Below are 16,793 nucleotides of genomic sequence, written 5' to 3'. Positions count from 1 at the left end.
TTCGTTGCCTTCACATGAACAGCAGGCAGCGTTTGGTCAAGAGCAGGACGACAAAAATAACGAAATACAACTTAAGATTGCTGTTAAGTTGAGTGTAACCAGTAGTAGCATGAAATGAAACAAAGAGCGATTTATCTCGCGGGGAGATAGGTATGGGTGATACAACGAGTTTTCCAGATATGGAAGACGATGACGATGTACAGAGCGCGACTCGGCACGAGACGCTGACATATATCGAGCAGATGCTGGAGCAGCTCAATTTAATGGCAAAGAATACAGATTATCTGTTGCTGTCCTATATGATCGAGATGGCTCTTGTCGAAGCGCGAGAGGCACTTCACAACGAAGCCAAGACATAAGAGGCTATTCCAGAGGGACAAGGGCGACCTGATTACGGGCATATCGGTGCAGCCTCCCGGCCAGGTCCAGCTTCAGAAGAATGAGCTGGATAGCACCGGTATCCAGACCCGTATGGCGAACCAGCGTGTCGATATCGGTCGGCACGGGGCCAAGTGCATCAATAACAATGTCCCGTTGTTCCTCCGTCGCAATCGGTTGATAAGATTCTGGTTCTTCCATGGCCGGAGACAAAAGATCCGGTTGTGTCGGCATATCCGTTGGATACGCACTTGAACCCGGCCAGCGGCCGGAGCATCTCGATAACGTCGTTTGCTTCCGTTACCAATGTTGCGCCTTGTTTGAGAAGCAGGTTCGTGCCGCGCGCACGAGGATCGAGCGGTGAGCCCGGCACAGCGAATACTGTACGCCCCATGTCGCCGGCCATGCGTGCGCTGATAAGCGAACCGGATCGTTCGGCAGCTTCGACGACGATCAATCCCAGCGAGAGCCCTGCAATGATGCGATTGCGACGGGGAAAATCGCGCGAGCGAGGCTCCGCGCCCATCGGCATTTCGCTTATGAGTACGCCACCCTCTTCCGGTATGGCGCGATAAAGGGGCAGGTTTTCGGGTGGGTAGGGGCGATCAAGCCCGCCTGCCAACACGGCGACGGTTCCTGTCTTCAAGCTTGCGCGGTGGGCAGCGGCATCGATGCCGCGGGCAAGTCCGGAAATAACAGCAAACCCGGCTTCGCCAAGATCATTCGCCAAGCGTTCGGTGAAACGCGCGCCAATTACCGAGGCGTTCCGGGAACCGACAATTGCAACGGGAGGCTTGTTGAAAACAGCGGCGTTTCCCTTAATCGTGACCAGCGGGGGTGGGGCCTCACAATTTTTCAGCTGTGGCGGATAATCCGGTTCGCCCATTCCAACAAGGCGGGCACCGGCTCGATCGATGGTTTCAAGCTCGCGCTCTGCATCGTCCATGGACATGACGCGGATGGGGCGTGCGCTGCCGCCCCGGATGTTGAGATCGGGCAGCATTTCTATCGCGCTTGAAGCTGAACCGCAAAACAGAATCAGGTCGCGAAACGTGACAGGGCCGATATTGTCGGTTCGGATGAGGCGCAGCCAGTTGAGACGCTGGCGGTCGGAGAGGCGAATTCCAGTTTTCGAATTCGCGCTTCCCTTCACCCCTTGGCTCCGATCTTGTTTTCGGTGCCGTTTATCAGGCGCCCTATATTCGTCTTGTGTTTGTAGAAGACAAAGACTGTCATGATCGCGAAGAGGACCGCGATTGCGGGACTGCCCTGGAAGTAAAGCGCGATTGGAACAATGATGCTGGCGACAAGCGCTGCAAGGGAAGAATACCGCGTGAGAAGTGCGGTTACGATCCATACGGCGGCGAAGACGAGCGCGCCGGGCCATGCCAAACCGATCAGGATACCGAGATAGGTGGCAACGCCTTTACCGCCCTTGAAGCCGATCCATACCGGAAAAAGATGCCCGATGAAGGCACCGAAGCCCGCGCCGATTGCGGCATCGGGCCCGTAGCGTGAAGCGATCAGAACGGCGACCGTGCCTTTGAGGGCGTCGAGGATCAGGGTTGCTGCGGCAAGCTTCTTGTTACCGGTGCGCAGTACATTCGTCGCCCCGATGTTGCCCGAGCCGATGGACCTGACATCACCCAACCCTGCAAGGCGGGTCAGAACCAGGCCAAAAGGAATCGAGCCCAGAAAATAGCCGAAGACAAGCGCTCCTACGAGCGTCATGCTGACAAATCCCGATTCGGCCATGAACATCCCCTGCTGCTTCTTGATTCCGCCTACCCGGAATTTTCGGTTGATTGTTCCGGGTTATGCGGTGTTTTTCAAGCCGAATATACGGTCTTTCCGGCCACTAATGTGTGGACGACGCGGCCTTGAAAACGCGCACTTTCAAAGCAGCTGTTTTTTGAGAGTGAGTGCAGGTCTTCCGCTCGCACGACCCATGGTTCTTCCAGATCGACAATGGCAAGATCGGCCTTGGCGCCCGGTTTGAGCGTACCGGCATCCAGACCGAAAATTTTCGCCGGAGCTGTCGATAGAACCTCCACCAGCCGCAGGAGCGGAATGCTGTCATTGTGATAGAGGCGGAGTGCAGCTCCCAGGAGTGTTTCGAGGCCGATGGCACCGGCTTCGGCATCCGAGAAAGGCAGGCGTTTGGTATCGACGTCCTGCGGGTCGTGAGCCGAAACGACAATGTCGATGGTGCCGTTTTTCACGGCTTCGACCATGGCAAGGCGGTCCTGTTCGCTGCGCAGGGGCGGGGAAAGACGGAAGAAGGTGCGGAATTCTCCAATGTCATTCTCATTGAGCGACAAATGGTTGATCGATACACCTGCCGTCACCTTGGCGCCCAGATCCTTGGCGCGGCGTACGGCCTCCGCCGACATTTCGCAGGAAAGCTGTGCGGCGTGATAGTTGCTGTTGGTCAGCGCTGCCAGACGCAGATCGCGCTCCAGCGGAATCACTTCCGCTTCCCGGGGACTGCCGGAAAGTCCAAGCCAGCTTGCAAACAGACCTTCGTTCATCACGCCGTTTGCGCCGAGATAAGGATCGCGCGTTTCGCAGGCAATCACGGCATTGAAATCGCGAGCATAGGTCAGCGCGCGCCGCATGAGCTGTGTGTTGGCGATGGTCTGCCTGCCTTCCGTGAAGGCAACCGCACCAGCATCGCGCAAGAGGCCGATTTCGGTCATCTCTTCGCCGCGCAAGCCTTTGGTGATCGCCGCTGCCGGATGCACATTGACGACGGCCGTATCGCGTGCCGTGCGCTTGACGAATTCCACGAGCGCCACGTCATCGATCACCGGATCGGTGTCGGGCATCATGATGATGGAGGTCACGCCGCCCGCAGCTGCCGCACGGCTTGCCGAGGCGATGGTTTCGCGATGTTCTGCGCCGGGTTCACCGATAAAGACACGCGCATCCACCATGCCGGGTAACACTGCCTTGCCGTTCAGGTCGACGATTTCGGCACCTTCCGGCGCACCCTGATTGCGGGCGTTGGCACCGGCGGCAACGATCTTTCCATCGCGGATCAAAACGCTGCCGGTTTCATCGAGACCACGCGACGGATCGACGATGCGCGCGTTTTCAAAGAGGATCGCGCTCATGCATTTTCTCCATTGCCCAGGTTGCGTCGCGGGTCGAGCAGGGCTTCCATTACGGCCATGCGCATGGCAACCCCCATTTCAACCTGTTGCTGGATGACGCTTTGCGGCCCGTCGGCAACGTCAGATGCGATCTCAACGCCGCGATTCATCGGGCCGGGATGCATGACAAGGGCGTCCGGCTCGGCGTGTTTCAGCTTTTCCTTGTCGAGGCCATAGAAGCGGAAATATTCGCGTACCGAAGGCACAAATGAACCGGCCATGCGCTCACGCTGAAGCCGCAGCATCATGACGACATCCGCGTCCTTCAAGCCTTCTTCCATCGAGTTGAAGACCTCGACGCTCATGTCCGCCATGCCGGAGGGCAGGAGCGTGGATGGCGCGACGACACGCACCCGCGCGCCAAGAGCATTGAGAAGAAGAATGTTGGAGCGTGCCACGCGGGAATGCAGCACATCGCCGCATATGGCGACGATCAGATTTTCGATCTGGCCTTTGGCGCGGCGGATAGTGAGAGCGTCAAGAAGTGCTTGTGTTGGATGTTCATGCGCGCCATCACCGGCGTTGACGACCGAACAGCCGACTTTCTGCGCGAGCAGGGCGGCAGCGCCTGCCGAGGCGTGACGGATGACCAGTATATCCGGCTGCATGGCGTTCAGCGTCATCGCGGTATCGATGAGCGTTTCGCCTTTCTTGACCGATGAATTACCGACCGACATATTCATGACGTCCGCACCGAGCCGTTTTCCGGCCAGCTCAAACGATGATTGCGTTCGTGTCGATGCTTCAAAGAAGAGATTGATTTGCGTGCGACCTCGCAGCACGGACTTTTTCTTCTCGGGCTGTCGGGAAACAGCGATTTCCTGATCGGCGAGATCAAGAAGGCAGAGAATGTCCAGGGGCGAAAGCCCCTTGATGCCCAGCAGGTGGCGGTGAGGGAAAAGCGGAGGGACCGTTTGATTTGTCATGGCAAGTCACCCGTATAGGACCATGAGGCAGGTCCCGCAACCGTCCTTATAATGGCTATGGGCGATTCACCAAGAAAAACCTGTGCTGTCCTGACGACAAATTGCGTTCGGGATGGCAAAATTTTAGCAAATGCGATGCAAGAACCCTAAATAGAACTGAATCGCACAAGACGGAACGAGCTTTTGAAAACGCACGACGTGACCAACCAGACACCGCCCATGACGGGCAACAATGCCTATCTGGGCGATCCGCTTCTGATGCAGATTGCGGCACGTTTCCCGAAGGAACTGCATACGGATCTGGAGCAGACGGGCCGTTTTCGTCATGTCGGCTGAAGCACAGGACCTTGCGCGTCTCGCCAACACCGAGCTGCCGAAATTGCGCACCCATGACCGGCAGGGCAACCGTATCGACCTGGTTGAATATCATCCAGCCTATCATGCGCTGATGCGCCGCTCTATCGCGGCTGGCCTGCATTGTTCCATCTGGGAGGGCAACCCGCTGGAAACCGGTCGCCGTCATCAGGCACGCGCCTCGCGCTTTTTCCTGACGGCGCAGCTTGAGGCGGGGCATCTTTGCCCGCTGACCATGACGAGCGCATCGCTTGCCGCGCTCATGGCCTCGCCGGAAATTTACAAGGAATGGTCGCCGGTCATTCTTTCAAGAAAGTACGATTTTTCGCAGAAGCCAGCATTTGCCAAACAGGGCATTACGCTTGGCATGGGTATGACCGAAAAGCAGGGCGGAACCGATGTGCGGGCCAATACGACCCGCGCCATCCGCAACGAAGACGGCACCTATGCCATTACTGGCCACAAGTGGTTCATGTCCGCTCCTATGTCGGATGCGTTCCTGACGCTGGCGCAGGCAGAAGACGGTCTTTCCTGTTTTCTGCTTCCGCGCCTCACTTCGCAGGGAAGCGGGAACGGGTTCTTTTTCCAGCGATTGAAAGACAAGCTCGGCAACAAGTCCAACGCCTCATCGGAGGTGGAATTTGACGGCGCGGTCGGTCATCTGATCGGTAATCCGGGCGAGGGCGTCAAGACCATCATGGATATGGTCACGCTGACGCGGCTCGATTGCGCAGTGGCATCGGCTGGACTTATGCGATCTGGCCTCGCCGAAGCCGTGCATCATAGTCGTCACCGGCAGGTGTTTGGCAAGGCTCTTATCGAACAGCCATTGATGCAGCGTGTACTCGCCGATATGGCGCTCGATGTCGCCGGCGCGACCGCGCTTTCCATGCGGCTGGCACGCGCCTTTGATATGGCTGCAAGTGATCGCGCAGAGGCGGCGTTTGCCCGCTGCATGACGCCGGTGGTGAAATACTGGGGTTGCAAGATCGCGCCTGCCTTACTCTATGAGGCAATGGAGTGCCTTGGCGGCAACGGCTATATCGAGGAAGGCAATCTTGCGCGCGCCTATCGCGAAGCGCCGGTCAACGCGATCTGGGAAGGGTCCGGAAATGTCATGGCGCTGGATGTCGCGCGTGTGCTGTCCCGCGCGCCGGCGCTTTTCGATGAAGTACTGGAGTGGATCGGCGGACAGCTTGGCCCGCGCGGGCAGGGAACGCTTGATGTGCTGCGTGCTGCATTGCAGCTCACTGAAACCGATCCGGGTGTTGCACGCCTTCTGACCGAGCAATTGGCCTATGCCGCCGCCGCCGCAGAACTGCGCCAGCTTGGTGCCGACGATGTGGCTGACGCATTCATTGAAACCCGCCTCGGCGGACAGTGGCGGTCGACCTATGGCATGCTGGATGCACGCCACAATGCGGAACGCATTCTCGACCAGCTTTATCCGGCGTCGTAATCGTCGGATACCGACCGCCTGATGCTGTGCAGGCGGTCGAGCGCCCCTTGAAGAATGAAAGCTGCGGCCGCCGAATCGATACGTTCGGCCCGCTTGCCTCGAGAGACGTCCATGCCGATAAGCGCCCGTTCGGCGGCGACCGTCGACAGGCGCTCGTCCCAGAACACAAAGGGCAAGTCGGTGAGCGGCTGCATGGTGCGCACAAATGCCCGCGTGGCCTGAACGCGGGGACCCGATGTTCCATCCATATTCATAGGCAAACCGATGACGATAACGCCGACCTTGTCGGCGTCGAGAGCTTTCAGAAGCACTTGTGCGTCGATCGAAAACTTCACCCGTTTGATGACCGGGCGCGGATGGGCGAAGGAAAGACCGAGGTCCGATACCGCAAGGCCGATGGTCTTGGTTCCCAAGTCCAGTCCGGCAATGGTCTTTCCGGGCTGAAGCAGCGCCGGAATTTCCTCGATTTCAACGACAGCCATCGGTCCTCATCGGATTTTGAAGTGGTTTCTATTGCCTTCAACTTTATTGGCGTCATATCTGTTCGCAAACTGGAAATCGAGCCGGAAACACAGATTGAGGAGAGAGTTTATGAAACTTACATGGCTTGGCCACGCCGCCTTCCGCGTTGAAACTGCAAGGGCCGTCATTCTCATCGATCCGTTTCTCAACGGAAATCCCGGTGCGAAGGGCATAGATTTCAAGGAAGTAACCAGCGGTGTGACCCACATCGCGCTGACGCACGGCCACGGCGATCACGTCGGCGATACGGTAGCAATTGCAAGGGAACATGGTGCGACGGTTATCGCCAACGCCGATCTTGCAAGCTGGCTCGGCAGTCAGGGCGTGGAAAAGGTCGATCCCGGCAATACGGGCGGCACGGTGGCGCATGACGGCTTTACCATTACATTCGTCAACGCACTTCATTCCTCGGCAATGCTGACGGAAAACGGCGTATCGCAGGCATTGGGCAATCCGAACGGTCTGGTGTTCCATTTCGAGGATGCGCCGACGCTTTATCATATGGGAGACACGGATATCTTTTCCGATATGGGGCTTATCAACGAGCTTCATCAGCCAGAGATCGGGATCGTTCCCATTGGCGATCGCTTTACGATGGGCGGTGCGGTTGCGGCTCTCGCCTGCCAGCGTTACTTCAATTTCAAAACCGTGCTGCCGTGCCATTACGGCTCGTTCCCCATCATCGATCAGACGGCGGACAAGTTCGCTGAAGGAATGGCAGACCATCGCGAGACAAAAGTGCTGACCGATCCGGCTGGAACTGTCCACAGCTTCTAAAGGCCTTTTGAGGCGCAAGAAATGTTGCGCTTCAACAGTCGCGCCGTTATAGCCGGTAGGAAACCTTTTCAGGGGTGGCGGGTCGCCGCCCGATCTGAAGCACAACCCGGAACACGCAATGCGGTTTTCGGACAAGATGTGCGTGGGTACAAAGTTAGTGCATTTGCGGAGAACAGGATGTCCGTCGATATTTCCACCGTCAAGCGCGTCGCGCATCTGGCGCGTATCGCTGTCAGCGACGACGATGCCGAACGCATGACCGGCGAACTCAATGCTATTCTGGGCTTTGTCGAACAATTGAACGAAGTCGATGTCGACGGTATCGAGCCGATGACTTCCGTTACGCCAATGGACATGCGCATGCGCGAAGACAAGGTGACCGATGGCGGCATTGCTGCCGCAGTGGTCGCCAACGCACCGGTTACGGAAGACAATTTCTTCGTCGTCCCAAAGGTCGTGGAGTAGGTCATGGCCATTCGGGTTTCAGTCGAGACCCCTTTGCAGGACGATGTGCGCGCGCTGGTCGACGGCCTGAATGCGCATCTCCTGCCGCTGTCGCCGCTGGAATTCCAGTTCAAGATGACGGTGGAGCAGATGGCGGGGCCGGATACGTCGGTCTTTGTAGCGCGCGACGAAAACGGCAAGGCTGTCGGCTGCGGTGCCTTGAAGATGCATGGAGATGGCATCGCCGAGGTGAAGCGCATGTTTACCCTCCCGGAAGTGCGCGGCAAGCGCGTTGGCTCGGTTCTGGTCGATGCGATTGTCGATCTGGCGAGGGCGAGGAGCGTGACCCGTCTGGTACTCGAAACGGGAACTGGTCCCGGTTTTGCCGGGGCATGGCGACTTTATGAGAATTCAGGTTTTACGCGCTGCGGTGTGGTTCTGGACTATCCCGAATCTGAATACAGCGCCTTTTTTGAAAAGCGTCTCACTGAGGCGCACTGACAGGATTTGACGATGAGCGAACTGACCGCACTGACCATTGCCGAGGCGCGCGACAAGCTGAAGGCCAAAGCCATCACAGCGACCGAACTGACCGACGCCTATCTTTCAGCTATCGACTCTGCGAATGACACCATCAACGCTTACGTGAAGGTGACACACGATCAGGCGCGTTCGATGGCGAAGGCTTCGGATGAGCGCATCGCCAAGGGCGAGGCGGGCGCATTGGAAGGCATTCCGCTGGGCGTGAAGGACTTGTTTGCGACCAAGGGTGTGCATACGCAGGCCTGCTCCCACATTCTCGACGGTTTCAAGCCGGAATATGAATCGACCGTCACCGCCAATTTGTGGTCGGATGGCGCGGTTATGCTCGGCAAGCTCAATATGGACGAATTCGCCATGGGCTCGTCCAACGAAACGTCCTATTATGGCGCGGTCAAGAATCCATGGCGGGCCAAGGGTTCCAATGCCGACCTGGTACCGGGTGGTTCGTCGGGCGGTTCGGCTGCCGCGGTTGCAGCGCAGCTTTGCGCTGGCGCGACTGCAACCGACACAGGCGGCTCGATCCGTCAGCCAGCGGCTTTCACCGGCACGGTTGGCATCAAGCCGACTTATGGCCGCGTGTCGCGTTGGGGCACGGTGGCCTTCGCATCCTCGCTCGATCAGGCCGGGCCGATCGCCCGCGACGTGCGCGATGCGGCTATCCTGCTGAAATCGATGGCTTCGCTTGATCTCAAGGACACCACGTCCGTCGATCTGCCTGTTCCGGATTACGAAGCTGCCCTCGGCAAATCGCTCAAGGGCATGAAGATCGGCATTCCGAAGGAATATCGCGTCGATGGCATGCCTGGCGAAATCGAGGAACTCTGGCAGAAGGGCATTCAGTATCTGAAGGATGCTGGTGCGGAAATTGTCGATATTTCGCTGCCGCACACGAAATATGCGCTGGCCGCCTATTATATAGTCGCGCCTGCGGAGGCGTCCTCGAACCTCGCCCGTTATGACGGTGTGCGTTATGGTCTGCGTGTGCCAGGCAAGGACATTGCCGACATGTACGAACAGACCCGCGCGGCGGGCTTCGGCAAGGAAGTTAAGCGCCGCATCATGATTGGCACTTACGTTCTCTCGGCTGGCTATTACGATGCCTACTATCTGCGTGCGCAGAAGGTACGGACATTGATCAAGAAGGACTTCGAGGACGCATTCGCCAAGGGCGTCCACGCGATCCTGACGCCAGCGACGCCATCGGCTGCTTTTGGCCTAGCCGATGAGGATCTCGCCAACGATCCGGTAAAGATGTACCTCAATGACATCTTCACGGTGACTGTCAACATGGCCGGCCTGCCGGGCATTGCCGTGCCTGCGGGCGTCAATGACCACGGCCTGCCACTTGGCCTTCAGCTCATCGGACGCCCGTTCGAGGAAGAGACGCTGTTCCAGGCGGCGCACGCCATCGAACAGGCAGCCGGACGGTTTACTCCGGCAAAATGGTGGTAAAATCCGATCTTCTTATTCGCCGGGGCTTCCCCGGCGAATTTGCTTCTATGGCCGCCTTGGCAGTCAGGGCGTGGCGGATTGCGGCTCGTGGCGTGGAACTTACCGCTGATCGGCAGCACGCGCTGGAAGCCAAATTCCTGCACGACCTTCAAGAGAATGCGGATGGTGTGTTGACTGCCGAAAAGGGCGGAACTATTGCGGGCTGGGGTGCGAGAGTGCCGCGAAGCAATTACATTTCCGACCTATGGGTCGATCCGCCCTGCCACGGGCAGGGAATTGGCGGACAGCTTCTTGATGCCCTGATGGCGCAACTCCTGTTCGACGGCTTCGATGAAGCAGTGATCGGGACGCATGCGGATAATCTCCCCGCGATCTATCTTTATGAAAAGGTTGGTTTCCGGATCGAGTGGCAGGGAGAGGAGTGGTCGGAAAGCTTCAGGAAACAGGTTGAAAAGGTGAGAATGCGCGCAAAGCTTTGAAGCCAGCTTGTCGCAACCATTGCCGAACGTTCTGTCGCGCCTATCCTTCTTGAGAGTGAATACACTAGGAGGAGGGCAAGCGATGTGGATCATGCTGACGGAAGTAAACGGGGAGAAGCTCGCCGTGAATTTCAATCATGTTTTGTGCTACAATACTTATGGAACCGGCACGCGTATTGTGACGCTGAGCACGGACCAGACATTCTTCGTCAAGGAATCGATTGAGGAAATTGAAGCCAAGCTCGGCATCGATGTGAAAGCTTGAAGCTTCATTTTAACAATGGCTTAAACAGTTTTATTGAAAAAGAGAATGAACGGCATCGCGCTTGCGGGTTGCCGTTCATGGGACGCGAGCAGTTCAGGCTTTCTGGAAACGTGCTCTAAATATCCAACTCTTCGACAAAAGCCGCACGGTCCTGAATGAAACGGAAACGAGCTTCCGGCTTGGTGCCCATCAGTTCATCGACCGTGTTGCGGGTTTCATCGACATATTCTTCGTCCACCTGGACACGCAAAAGCGTTCGCTTCTTAGGGTCCATGGTCGTTTCCTTGAGCTGTTCGGCGCGCATTTCGCCAAGGCCTTTGAAACGGCCTATTTCCACCTTGCCCCGTCCGGTAAACATGGTGCGCAGAAGCTCATCCTTATGCGCTTCATCACGCGCATAGGCGACCTTTCCGCCCTGGCTCAAGCGGAAAAGCGGAGGCACTGCCAGATAGAGGTGGCCGTTGCGGATCAGGTCCGGCATTTCCTGATAGAAGAATGTGATGAGCAGGGATGCAATATGCGCACCGTCGACGTCAGCATCGGTCATGACGATGACGCGATCATAGCGCAGATCGTCTTCCCGATAGTTCTTGCGTGTGCCGCAACCAAGAGCCTGAATGAGATCTGCAATCTGCTGGTTCGCCGTCAGCTTCTCGCGTCCTGCGCTGGCAACGTTCAGAATCTTGCCGCGCAACGGCAAAATGGCCTGGTTGGCGCGATTGCGTGCCTGCTTGGCCGAACCGCCTGCCGAGTCACCTTCGACGATGAACAGTTCCGCCCCGGCGGCCGCGTTCTGGGTGCAATCGGCGAGCTTGCCCGGCAGGCGCAGCTTGCGCGTCGCGCTTTTGCGGACAGTTTCCTTTTCCTGACGGCGGCGCAAACGCTCATCCGCGCGGTCGATCACCCATTCCAGGAGGCGGGACGCCTCCTGCGGAGAAGCCGTCAGCCAGTGATCGAACGGATCACGGATTGCATTTTCCACGATGCGCTGCGCTTCGACGGTGGCAAGCTTGTCCTTGGTCTGGCCGACAAATTCCGGCTCGCGGATGAAGACCGACAGCATTCCCGCCGCCGACACCATCACGTCGTCAGTGGTGATGATCGAGGCGCGTTTATTGTTGGTCAGTTCCGCATAGGCTTTCAGGCCGCGTGTCAGCGCAATGCGCAAGCCTGCCTCATGGGTGCCGCCATCGCCGGTTGGGATGGTGTTGCAATAGGAATGGACGAAACCGTCGCCGCCAAACCATGAAACGGCCCATTCAACCGCGCCGTGGCCACCCTGCTTTTCGGTCTTGCCTGCGAAAACCTCGCGCGTGACCTGATGTTCCTTGCCAAGCGATGCCTCGAGATAGTCTTTCAGGCCGCCGGGGAAGTGGAACACCGCCTTCTCCGGCGTTTCCTTCTTCGGGTCGAGGAGGGAAGGATCGCAGTTCCAGCGGATTTCAACCCCGCCGAACAGATAGGCCTTCGAGCGCGCCATGCGATAGAGACGATGCGGATCGAACTGCGCCGTTTTCCCGAAGATATCAGGGTCCGGGTGGAAACGGACACGGGTGCCGCGACGGTTATGCACTTCGCCGACATCTTCCAGTCCGCCCTGCGGAATACCGCGCGAGAAACGCTGCCGATAAAGACGGCGATTGCGCGCCACTTCCACTTCAAGCACGTCCGAAAGGGCATTCACCACCGAAACACCCACGCCATGCAGGCCGCCTGACGTTTCATAAGCCTTGCCGTCGAATTTGCCGCCAGCATGCAGCTTGGTCATGATGACTTCGAGCGTGGATTTTCCCGGCACCTGGGGATGTTCGTCCACTGGAATGCCGCGCCCATTGTCCGAAACGGTGACAAATCCGTCGGCGTCGAAACTGACTTCGATGAAATTGGCGTGTCCCGCCACCGCCTCGTCCATCGAGTTGTCGATGACTTCGGCGAAGAGGTGATGCAGCGCCTTTTCGTCCGTGCCGCCAATATACATGCCGGGGCGCAGGCGTACGGGTTCCAGACCCTCCAGAACACGGATGGACGAAGCATTATAGTCATCGCCTGCCGATGAAGCAGGCGGCGCCTTGGCGGTTACCGGCTTTGGAACAGAGAGCGACGGCGCTGCCACCGGCTGCGCAACAGGTTGCGGCGCCACAGGTTTTTCGCTCTGTCGCCCCTGTTCCTGTTCTCGGGCCCGGGCATTGTTGACCACTCTCGAGAAGAGATCGTTGCTATCGTCCATTTGTTCCGAAAAGCTCTCTATCTGAATTTCAGGAGGCCGCTGTCGAGCCTGCTCGCCAAAGACCGGAAAATACTGTTCGCGAATCACTTGAATGATGCCACGCGCGCTCGCGAAAGGCGACTAAAGTTCGCCTTACGTTCCGTTTGCGCACGGCTTTTTCAAAGGGTTTTGTCCAGAACGGAACTGATTTGCACCAGAAAGCGGTCGAAAGTCAAACAAGCGGGGCAATTCCGGTCAAATTGGATGGAAACGCTGCGGCAGTTCGCATAGAGCCATAGCGGGGACATTCCAGATACCGAGAGTTTGAAATGCAGAGCAGCGCGACAGGCGGCATGGAAGCGCACGTAAAAGGCATGGCGATCATGGTGCTCTCGGTGCTTCTGCTGCCGCTGATGGATGCCATCGGCAAGTGGCTCGCCATGGCAGACCATATGCCTCCGGCAACCGTGACCTTCATGCGCTTCTTCGTTCAGTGCTGGCTGATGTTCTTCATCCTGCTCATGGTCGGCGGCTTTGCAGCGTTGCGAACGCAGCATCTGGCAGGCAACCTCATTCGCGGTGCGCTGATGGGGTTTGGCGGGCTCTGCTTCTTTACGGCAGTCAAGTATATGCCGCTGGCCGATGCGATGGCCGTCTTCTTTGCCGAGCCTCTTATTCTGACGCTGTTTTCGGCCATTTTCCTGAAGGAGAAAGTGGGCTGGAGAAGATTCAGTGCTGTCGGTATCGGTCTCATCGGGACGATGATAGTAATCCAGCCGAGTTTCGAGATTTTCGGCGCGGTCTCGCTTCTGCCGCTCGCGACCGCCGTAACTTTTGCGATCTATCTCATTTTGAATCGCAAATACGGTGCGAAGGAAAGCCCGCTTGTCATGCAGTTTTATGCCGGTGTGGGCGGCTGGATGTTTGCGGGGCTCGCCATGATCTATGGAACTGCGGCGGGGCTTGGCGATCTGAGTTTCGGGCTGCCGCAGGGCATCCAGCCCTGGCTGCTCCTGCTGCTTCTTGGAACAATCGGCACTGTCAGTCACCTCATGGTCGTGCAGGCGTTCAAGCTCGCACCAGCATCCATGCTGGCGCCGTTCCAGTATCTTGAAATCGTCAATGCGGTTCTGGTTGGCCTGATAGTATTCGGCGATTTCCCGACGCCATCGAAATGGCTCGGTATCGCAATCATCGTCGGATCGGGTTTTTATGTTTTCATGCGCGAGCGCCGGGTGAAGGCCGACGCAGTGGCGTGAGCAGAACTATTTGAGCTGACGCGGACCGAATACCGTCTCGAACGCCTTTCCCAAAGCGACGTCCATGTCGCCCATCGTCACCGGCAAGCCCAGATCGACAAGGCTGGTAACGCCATGTTCGGAGATGCCGCAAGGCACGATGCCGGAATAATGGTTGAGATCCGGTTCGACATTGATGGCTATGCCGTGGAAGCTCACCCAGCGCCGCAGACGGATGCCGATAGCCGCGATCTTGTCTTCGCACATGCCGCCATTGGCCAGGCGGGGCTTTTCAGGCCGCGTTACCCATACGCCAACGCGATCCTCACGCCGTTCGCCTTTGATGTTGAACTCGGCCAGGCTCTCGATGATCCATTGTTCGAGCGCCGTCACGAAGGCACGCACATCCTCGCGGCGGCGTTTCAGGTCCAGCATCACATAGGCAACACGCTGGCCTGGCCCGTGATAGGTATATTCCCCGCCGCGCCCCGTGTTGAACACGGGCAGGCTGTCGGGCGCCAGCAGGTCGCTTGCATTGGCGCTTGTTCCTGCCGTGTAAAGCGAAGGATGTTCGACCAGCCATACGAGTTCGTTAGCGGTGCCTTCCCGAATGGCCTGCACACGCGCTTCCATGAAGGCAAGTGCTTCCTCGTAGTCCGTCAGCCCGTCTGCGACAACCCAGTCCACCGGCGGTGCATCTGCCTGTTGCGGCAGAAAACGCGTCTCCAGCGCGTTGCGCTCGCGCGGCTTTGGTGAGGCAATATCGGAAACGGGGGAAACGGAGCTATTCGTCATGATGGGAGCATATGGCGGTTTTGCAGCGTAATCGCCAGATGTCAAAATGCCTCTGCAATCAATCAATCGCGAGCGGTACTTCCTTTTCACAGCGATTGCGACCGGCTTGCTTGGCGCGATAGAGCGCCCGGTCAGCAGCGTTCACGAGGTGGCTGTAATCCGGATGACCATTGAATGCCGCAACACCGATGGACAGGGTGACAGACTGACGCGCGCCATCGGGTAGGTTCATAGGTTGTTGGGCTATCTGTCTGCGCAGTTCCTCGCCGATTGCAAATGCCTTGTCCTCGTCGGCTTCGACAAGCGCGACCAGAAATTCCTCGCCGCCATAGCGGAACACGAAATCGCTTGGGCGGCAGAGCGAAAGGATCGTTTCGGCCACCTGCTGAAGAACCGCATCGCCACTGCTGTGCCCGTAGGTGTCATTGATGTTCTTGAAGTGATCGATATCGATCATCAGAACGCTTAAATCCATTGCCTTTTGGGACGCCATGCGCACTTCGCGGGTCAGGATCGAGGGCATGAAACGACGATTGAGCGCGCGGGTCAGAGGATCGCGGCCCGTTTCCATGGCCGCAGCCGCCTGAAAAAGTTCGGATAGCAGAAACTTCACTTCCCCGATCTTTGTCTGGAACAGTGACAGGGAGGCAGCGAGTTCAGTCGGGTTATCTTTGCGGGCGCCGTTGATGGCCGGAAGGAGCACATTGTCTATATGTTCTACATTCCGGCGGATATTTTCCAGCGTCGAGGAATTGGAGAACATGAGATCGGCCTTATGCTGCAACCATAATCCGAAGTCCGAGCTGGCCAGCGTGTGAAGCGGGCTGTCGGGATTGCCATAGAGATTGAAAAGGAGCGACTGGCTCCATTCCATGAGTGCGGCACGTTGCGATTCTCGCTCAAGCGGAAAATCATGGCTCAGCGTAAAGGCCCGATAGGCTTCGTCGGTCTGGGCGCTTTCGCGCGCGTCTTTCACGAAGGACTGGCTCATGATTTCAATCGCAATGTCGATTGCATTGCTGACATGCACGATCAGACGCGCCAGACCCTCGCGTGTGGCAACTTCCAGCTTCAGCTGACGGACGATCTCGTTCTTGAGCAGGCGCGCGCCCTGCATGACGACATGGATCGGTACGTCGATGCGGGCGTGGACTTCGCCGACCTTGCGCTGCTCACGGATGAATGCGTCAACATCGCCGGCGGTTCTCTCGAACATTTTCAGGAGCCAATCGCTCAGCGAGTTGTGCAGGCGCTCCTGGACCATTTTCTGGGACAGAAAAGTTGCCGCATCACGATTGCTCATCAGACGATCATAGAACACACCAACGAACTGCTCACGGTGCCGCCCGATCAGGTCGCGAAGGAAGAGCGAATCTTGCTCCGGCAAGCCGCCGACCAGTTCGATCCATTCGATCTGGGTCGTAACCAGACCGGTTTTCTCGCCCCTTATGGCGCCGATTTTAGAGGCCGAATGATCCATGTTCCTGCTCCTTGCGACAGCCGCAAAGCTCCGCCCGCTACCGGACGTGAACCGGCGCAGGATCGGCTTTGCGGATTGGAGATTCTGCAGCTCTTCCCTTGCTTCAAGGGATAGCATGCGAATTCAATTGGCTTCTGATATCCAGATTCTCTTAAAAATACCCCAGCAAAATTGCAGGTGGTGTGCGGCGTCCCGTTTGATGGGGCGGGGTCGAGATTGATAGCTCGCCGTAAGATTAAGTGACTTTACCACTCGCCTGTCTGACCTAGGTATTTGTGGGCAAGATATTCCAATTCTGGACAGCTCTGAAAAGGAAAATG

15 protein-coding genes and 2 pseudogenes are annotated in these 16,793 nt (G+C 57.5%); 9 read left to right on the top strand and 8 right to left on the bottom strand.

Annotated features, from left to right (window positions below; genetic code table 11):
* Nucleotides 1-152 precede the first annotated feature (152 nt).
* The gene (locus tag OINT_RS16070) at nucleotides 153-359 is read left to right on the top strand and encodes a hypothetical protein (RefSeq protein WP_006468937.1); all 207 of its coding nucleotides are present in this window, start codon (nucleotides 153-155) and stop codon (nucleotides 357-359) included.
* Between the two features lie 4 nt (nucleotides 360-363).
* On the opposite strand, the pseudogene dprA reads toward OINT_RS16070, so the two are convergent.
* The 4 genes and pseudogenes from dprA to OINT_RS16050 all read right to left on the bottom strand — a co-directional run bounded on the left by dprA (nucleotide 364) and on the right by OINT_RS16050 (nucleotide 4,459).
* Nucleotides 364-1,531 (bottom strand): annotated as a pseudogene (dprA, locus tag OINT_RS16065) (DNA-processing protein DprA).
* Nucleotides 1,528-2,133 (bottom strand): glycerol-3-phosphate 1-O-acyltransferase PlsY, encoded by a 606-nt coding sequence (gene plsY / locus OINT_RS16060; protein WP_006471392.1) that lies wholly within the window; start codon nucleotides 2,131-2,133, stop codon nucleotides 1,528-1,530. Before plsY ends, dprA begins: the two are co-directional and overlap by 4 nt.
* Nucleotides 2,134-2,207: 74 nt before the next feature.
* The gene (locus OINT_RS16055; RefSeq protein WP_006468935.1) at nucleotides 2,208-3,494 is read right to left on the bottom strand and encodes a dihydroorotase; all 1,287 of its coding nucleotides are present in this window, start codon (nucleotides 3,492-3,494) and stop codon (nucleotides 2,208-2,210) included.
* On the bottom strand, nucleotides 3,491-4,459 hold the full coding sequence (locus tag OINT_RS16050; protein ID WP_006468934.1) for an aspartate carbamoyltransferase catalytic subunit: 969 nt from the start codon (nucleotides 4,457-4,459) through the stop codon (nucleotides 3,491-3,493). Before OINT_RS16050 ends, OINT_RS16055 begins: the two co-directional genes overlap by 4 nt.
* Before the next feature lie 183 nt (nucleotides 4,460-4,642).
* Here OINT_RS16050 and OINT_RS16045 point away from each other — a divergent pair.
* Nucleotides 4,643-6,272 (top strand): annotated as a pseudogene (locus OINT_RS16045) (acyl-CoA dehydrogenase family protein).
* On the opposite strand, the gene ruvX reads toward OINT_RS16045, so the two are convergent.
* A complete protein-coding gene (gene ruvX / locus OINT_RS16040) occupies nucleotides 6,257-6,754 on the bottom strand; it encodes a Holliday junction resolvase RuvX (protein ID WP_006468933.1) in 498 nt (165 codons plus the stop codon). The pseudogene OINT_RS16045 and the gene ruvX sit on opposite strands and share 16 nt — an antisense overlap.
* A 109-nt stretch (nucleotides 6,755-6,863) precedes the next feature.
* Between ruvX and OINT_RS16035 the strand changes: the two genes are divergently transcribed.
* The 6 genes from OINT_RS16035 to OINT_RS16010 all read left to right on the top strand — a co-directional run bounded on the left by OINT_RS16035 (nucleotide 6,864) and on the right by OINT_RS16010 (nucleotide 10,754).
* The gene (locus OINT_RS16035) at nucleotides 6,864-7,571 is read left to right on the top strand and encodes a metal-dependent hydrolase (protein ID WP_006471390.1); all 708 of its coding nucleotides are present in this window, start codon (nucleotides 6,864-6,866) and stop codon (nucleotides 7,569-7,571) included.
* A gap of 177 nt (nucleotides 7,572-7,748) precedes the next feature.
* A complete protein-coding gene (gatC, locus tag OINT_RS16030; RefSeq protein ID WP_006471389.1) occupies nucleotides 7,749-8,036 on the top strand; it encodes an Asp-tRNA(Asn)/Glu-tRNA(Gln) amidotransferase subunit GatC in 288 nt (95 codons plus the stop codon).
* 3 nt (nucleotides 8,037-8,039) lie between these two features.
* Complete coding sequence (locus tag OINT_RS16025; protein ID WP_006468929.1) at nucleotides 8,040-8,516, top strand: GNAT family N-acetyltransferase; 477 nt, start codon at nucleotides 8,040-8,042, stop codon at nucleotides 8,514-8,516.
* Between the two features lie 12 nt (nucleotides 8,517-8,528).
* Nucleotides 8,529-10,010 carry an Asp-tRNA(Asn)/Glu-tRNA(Gln) amidotransferase subunit GatA gene (gene gatA / locus OINT_RS16020; protein ID WP_006471388.1) on the top strand — a complete coding sequence of 494 codons (1,482 nt, stop codon included), beginning with the start codon at nucleotides 8,529-8,531 and terminating at the stop codon, nucleotides 10,008-10,010.
* A 47-nt stretch (nucleotides 10,011-10,057) separates the two neighbouring features.
* Nucleotides 10,058-10,489 (top strand): GNAT family N-acetyltransferase, encoded by a 432-nt coding sequence (locus OINT_RS16015; RefSeq protein WP_235691677.1) that lies wholly within the window; start codon nucleotides 10,058-10,060, stop codon nucleotides 10,487-10,489.
* Nucleotides 10,490-10,571: 82 nt separating this feature from the next.
* Entirely contained in the window at nucleotides 10,572-10,754 is a 183-nt protein-coding gene (locus OINT_RS16010) for a hypothetical protein (protein WP_006471387.1), read from the top strand.
* Nucleotides 10,755-10,869: 115 nt separating this feature from the next.
* Here OINT_RS16010 and parE read toward each other — a convergent pair whose 3' ends face one another.
* Nucleotides 10,870-12,981, bottom strand: coding sequence for a DNA topoisomerase IV subunit B (gene parE, locus OINT_RS16005; protein WP_006471386.1), 2,112 nt, complete (start codon nucleotides 12,979-12,981; stop codon nucleotides 10,870-10,872).
* 308 nt (nucleotides 12,982-13,289) lie between these two features.
* Here parE and OINT_RS16000 point away from each other — a divergent pair, with 308 nt between their 5' ends.
* Nucleotides 13,290-14,219, top strand: a complete 930-nt coding sequence (locus OINT_RS16000) for a DMT family transporter (protein WP_006468924.1) — start codon at nucleotides 13,290-13,292, stop codon at nucleotides 14,217-14,219.
* Between the two features lie 6 nt (nucleotides 14,220-14,225).
* On the opposite strand, the gene lipB is transcribed toward OINT_RS16000, so the two are convergent.
* Both lipB and OINT_RS15990 read right to left on the bottom strand, forming a co-directional pair.
* Nucleotides 14,226-14,993 (bottom strand): lipoyl(octanoyl) transferase LipB, encoded by a 768-nt coding sequence (lipB, locus tag OINT_RS15995; protein WP_050791023.1) that lies wholly within the window; start codon nucleotides 14,991-14,993, stop codon nucleotides 14,226-14,228.
* Nucleotides 14,994-15,051: 58 nt separating this feature from the next.
* A complete protein-coding gene (locus tag OINT_RS15990) occupies nucleotides 15,052-16,473 on the bottom strand; it encodes a GGDEF domain-containing protein (RefSeq protein WP_006471384.1) in 1,422 nt (473 codons plus the stop codon).
* Nucleotides 16,474-16,793 lie beyond the last annotated feature (320 nt).

The sequence above is a fragment of the Brucella intermedia LMG 3301 genome, from assembly GCF_000182645.1.
Taxonomy (GTDB): domain Bacteria; phylum Pseudomonadota; class Alphaproteobacteria; order Rhizobiales; family Rhizobiaceae; genus Brucella; species Brucella intermedia.
Note: the sequence above shows the minus strand (reverse complement) of the source record. Positions and strands in the feature narration are given on the sequence as shown.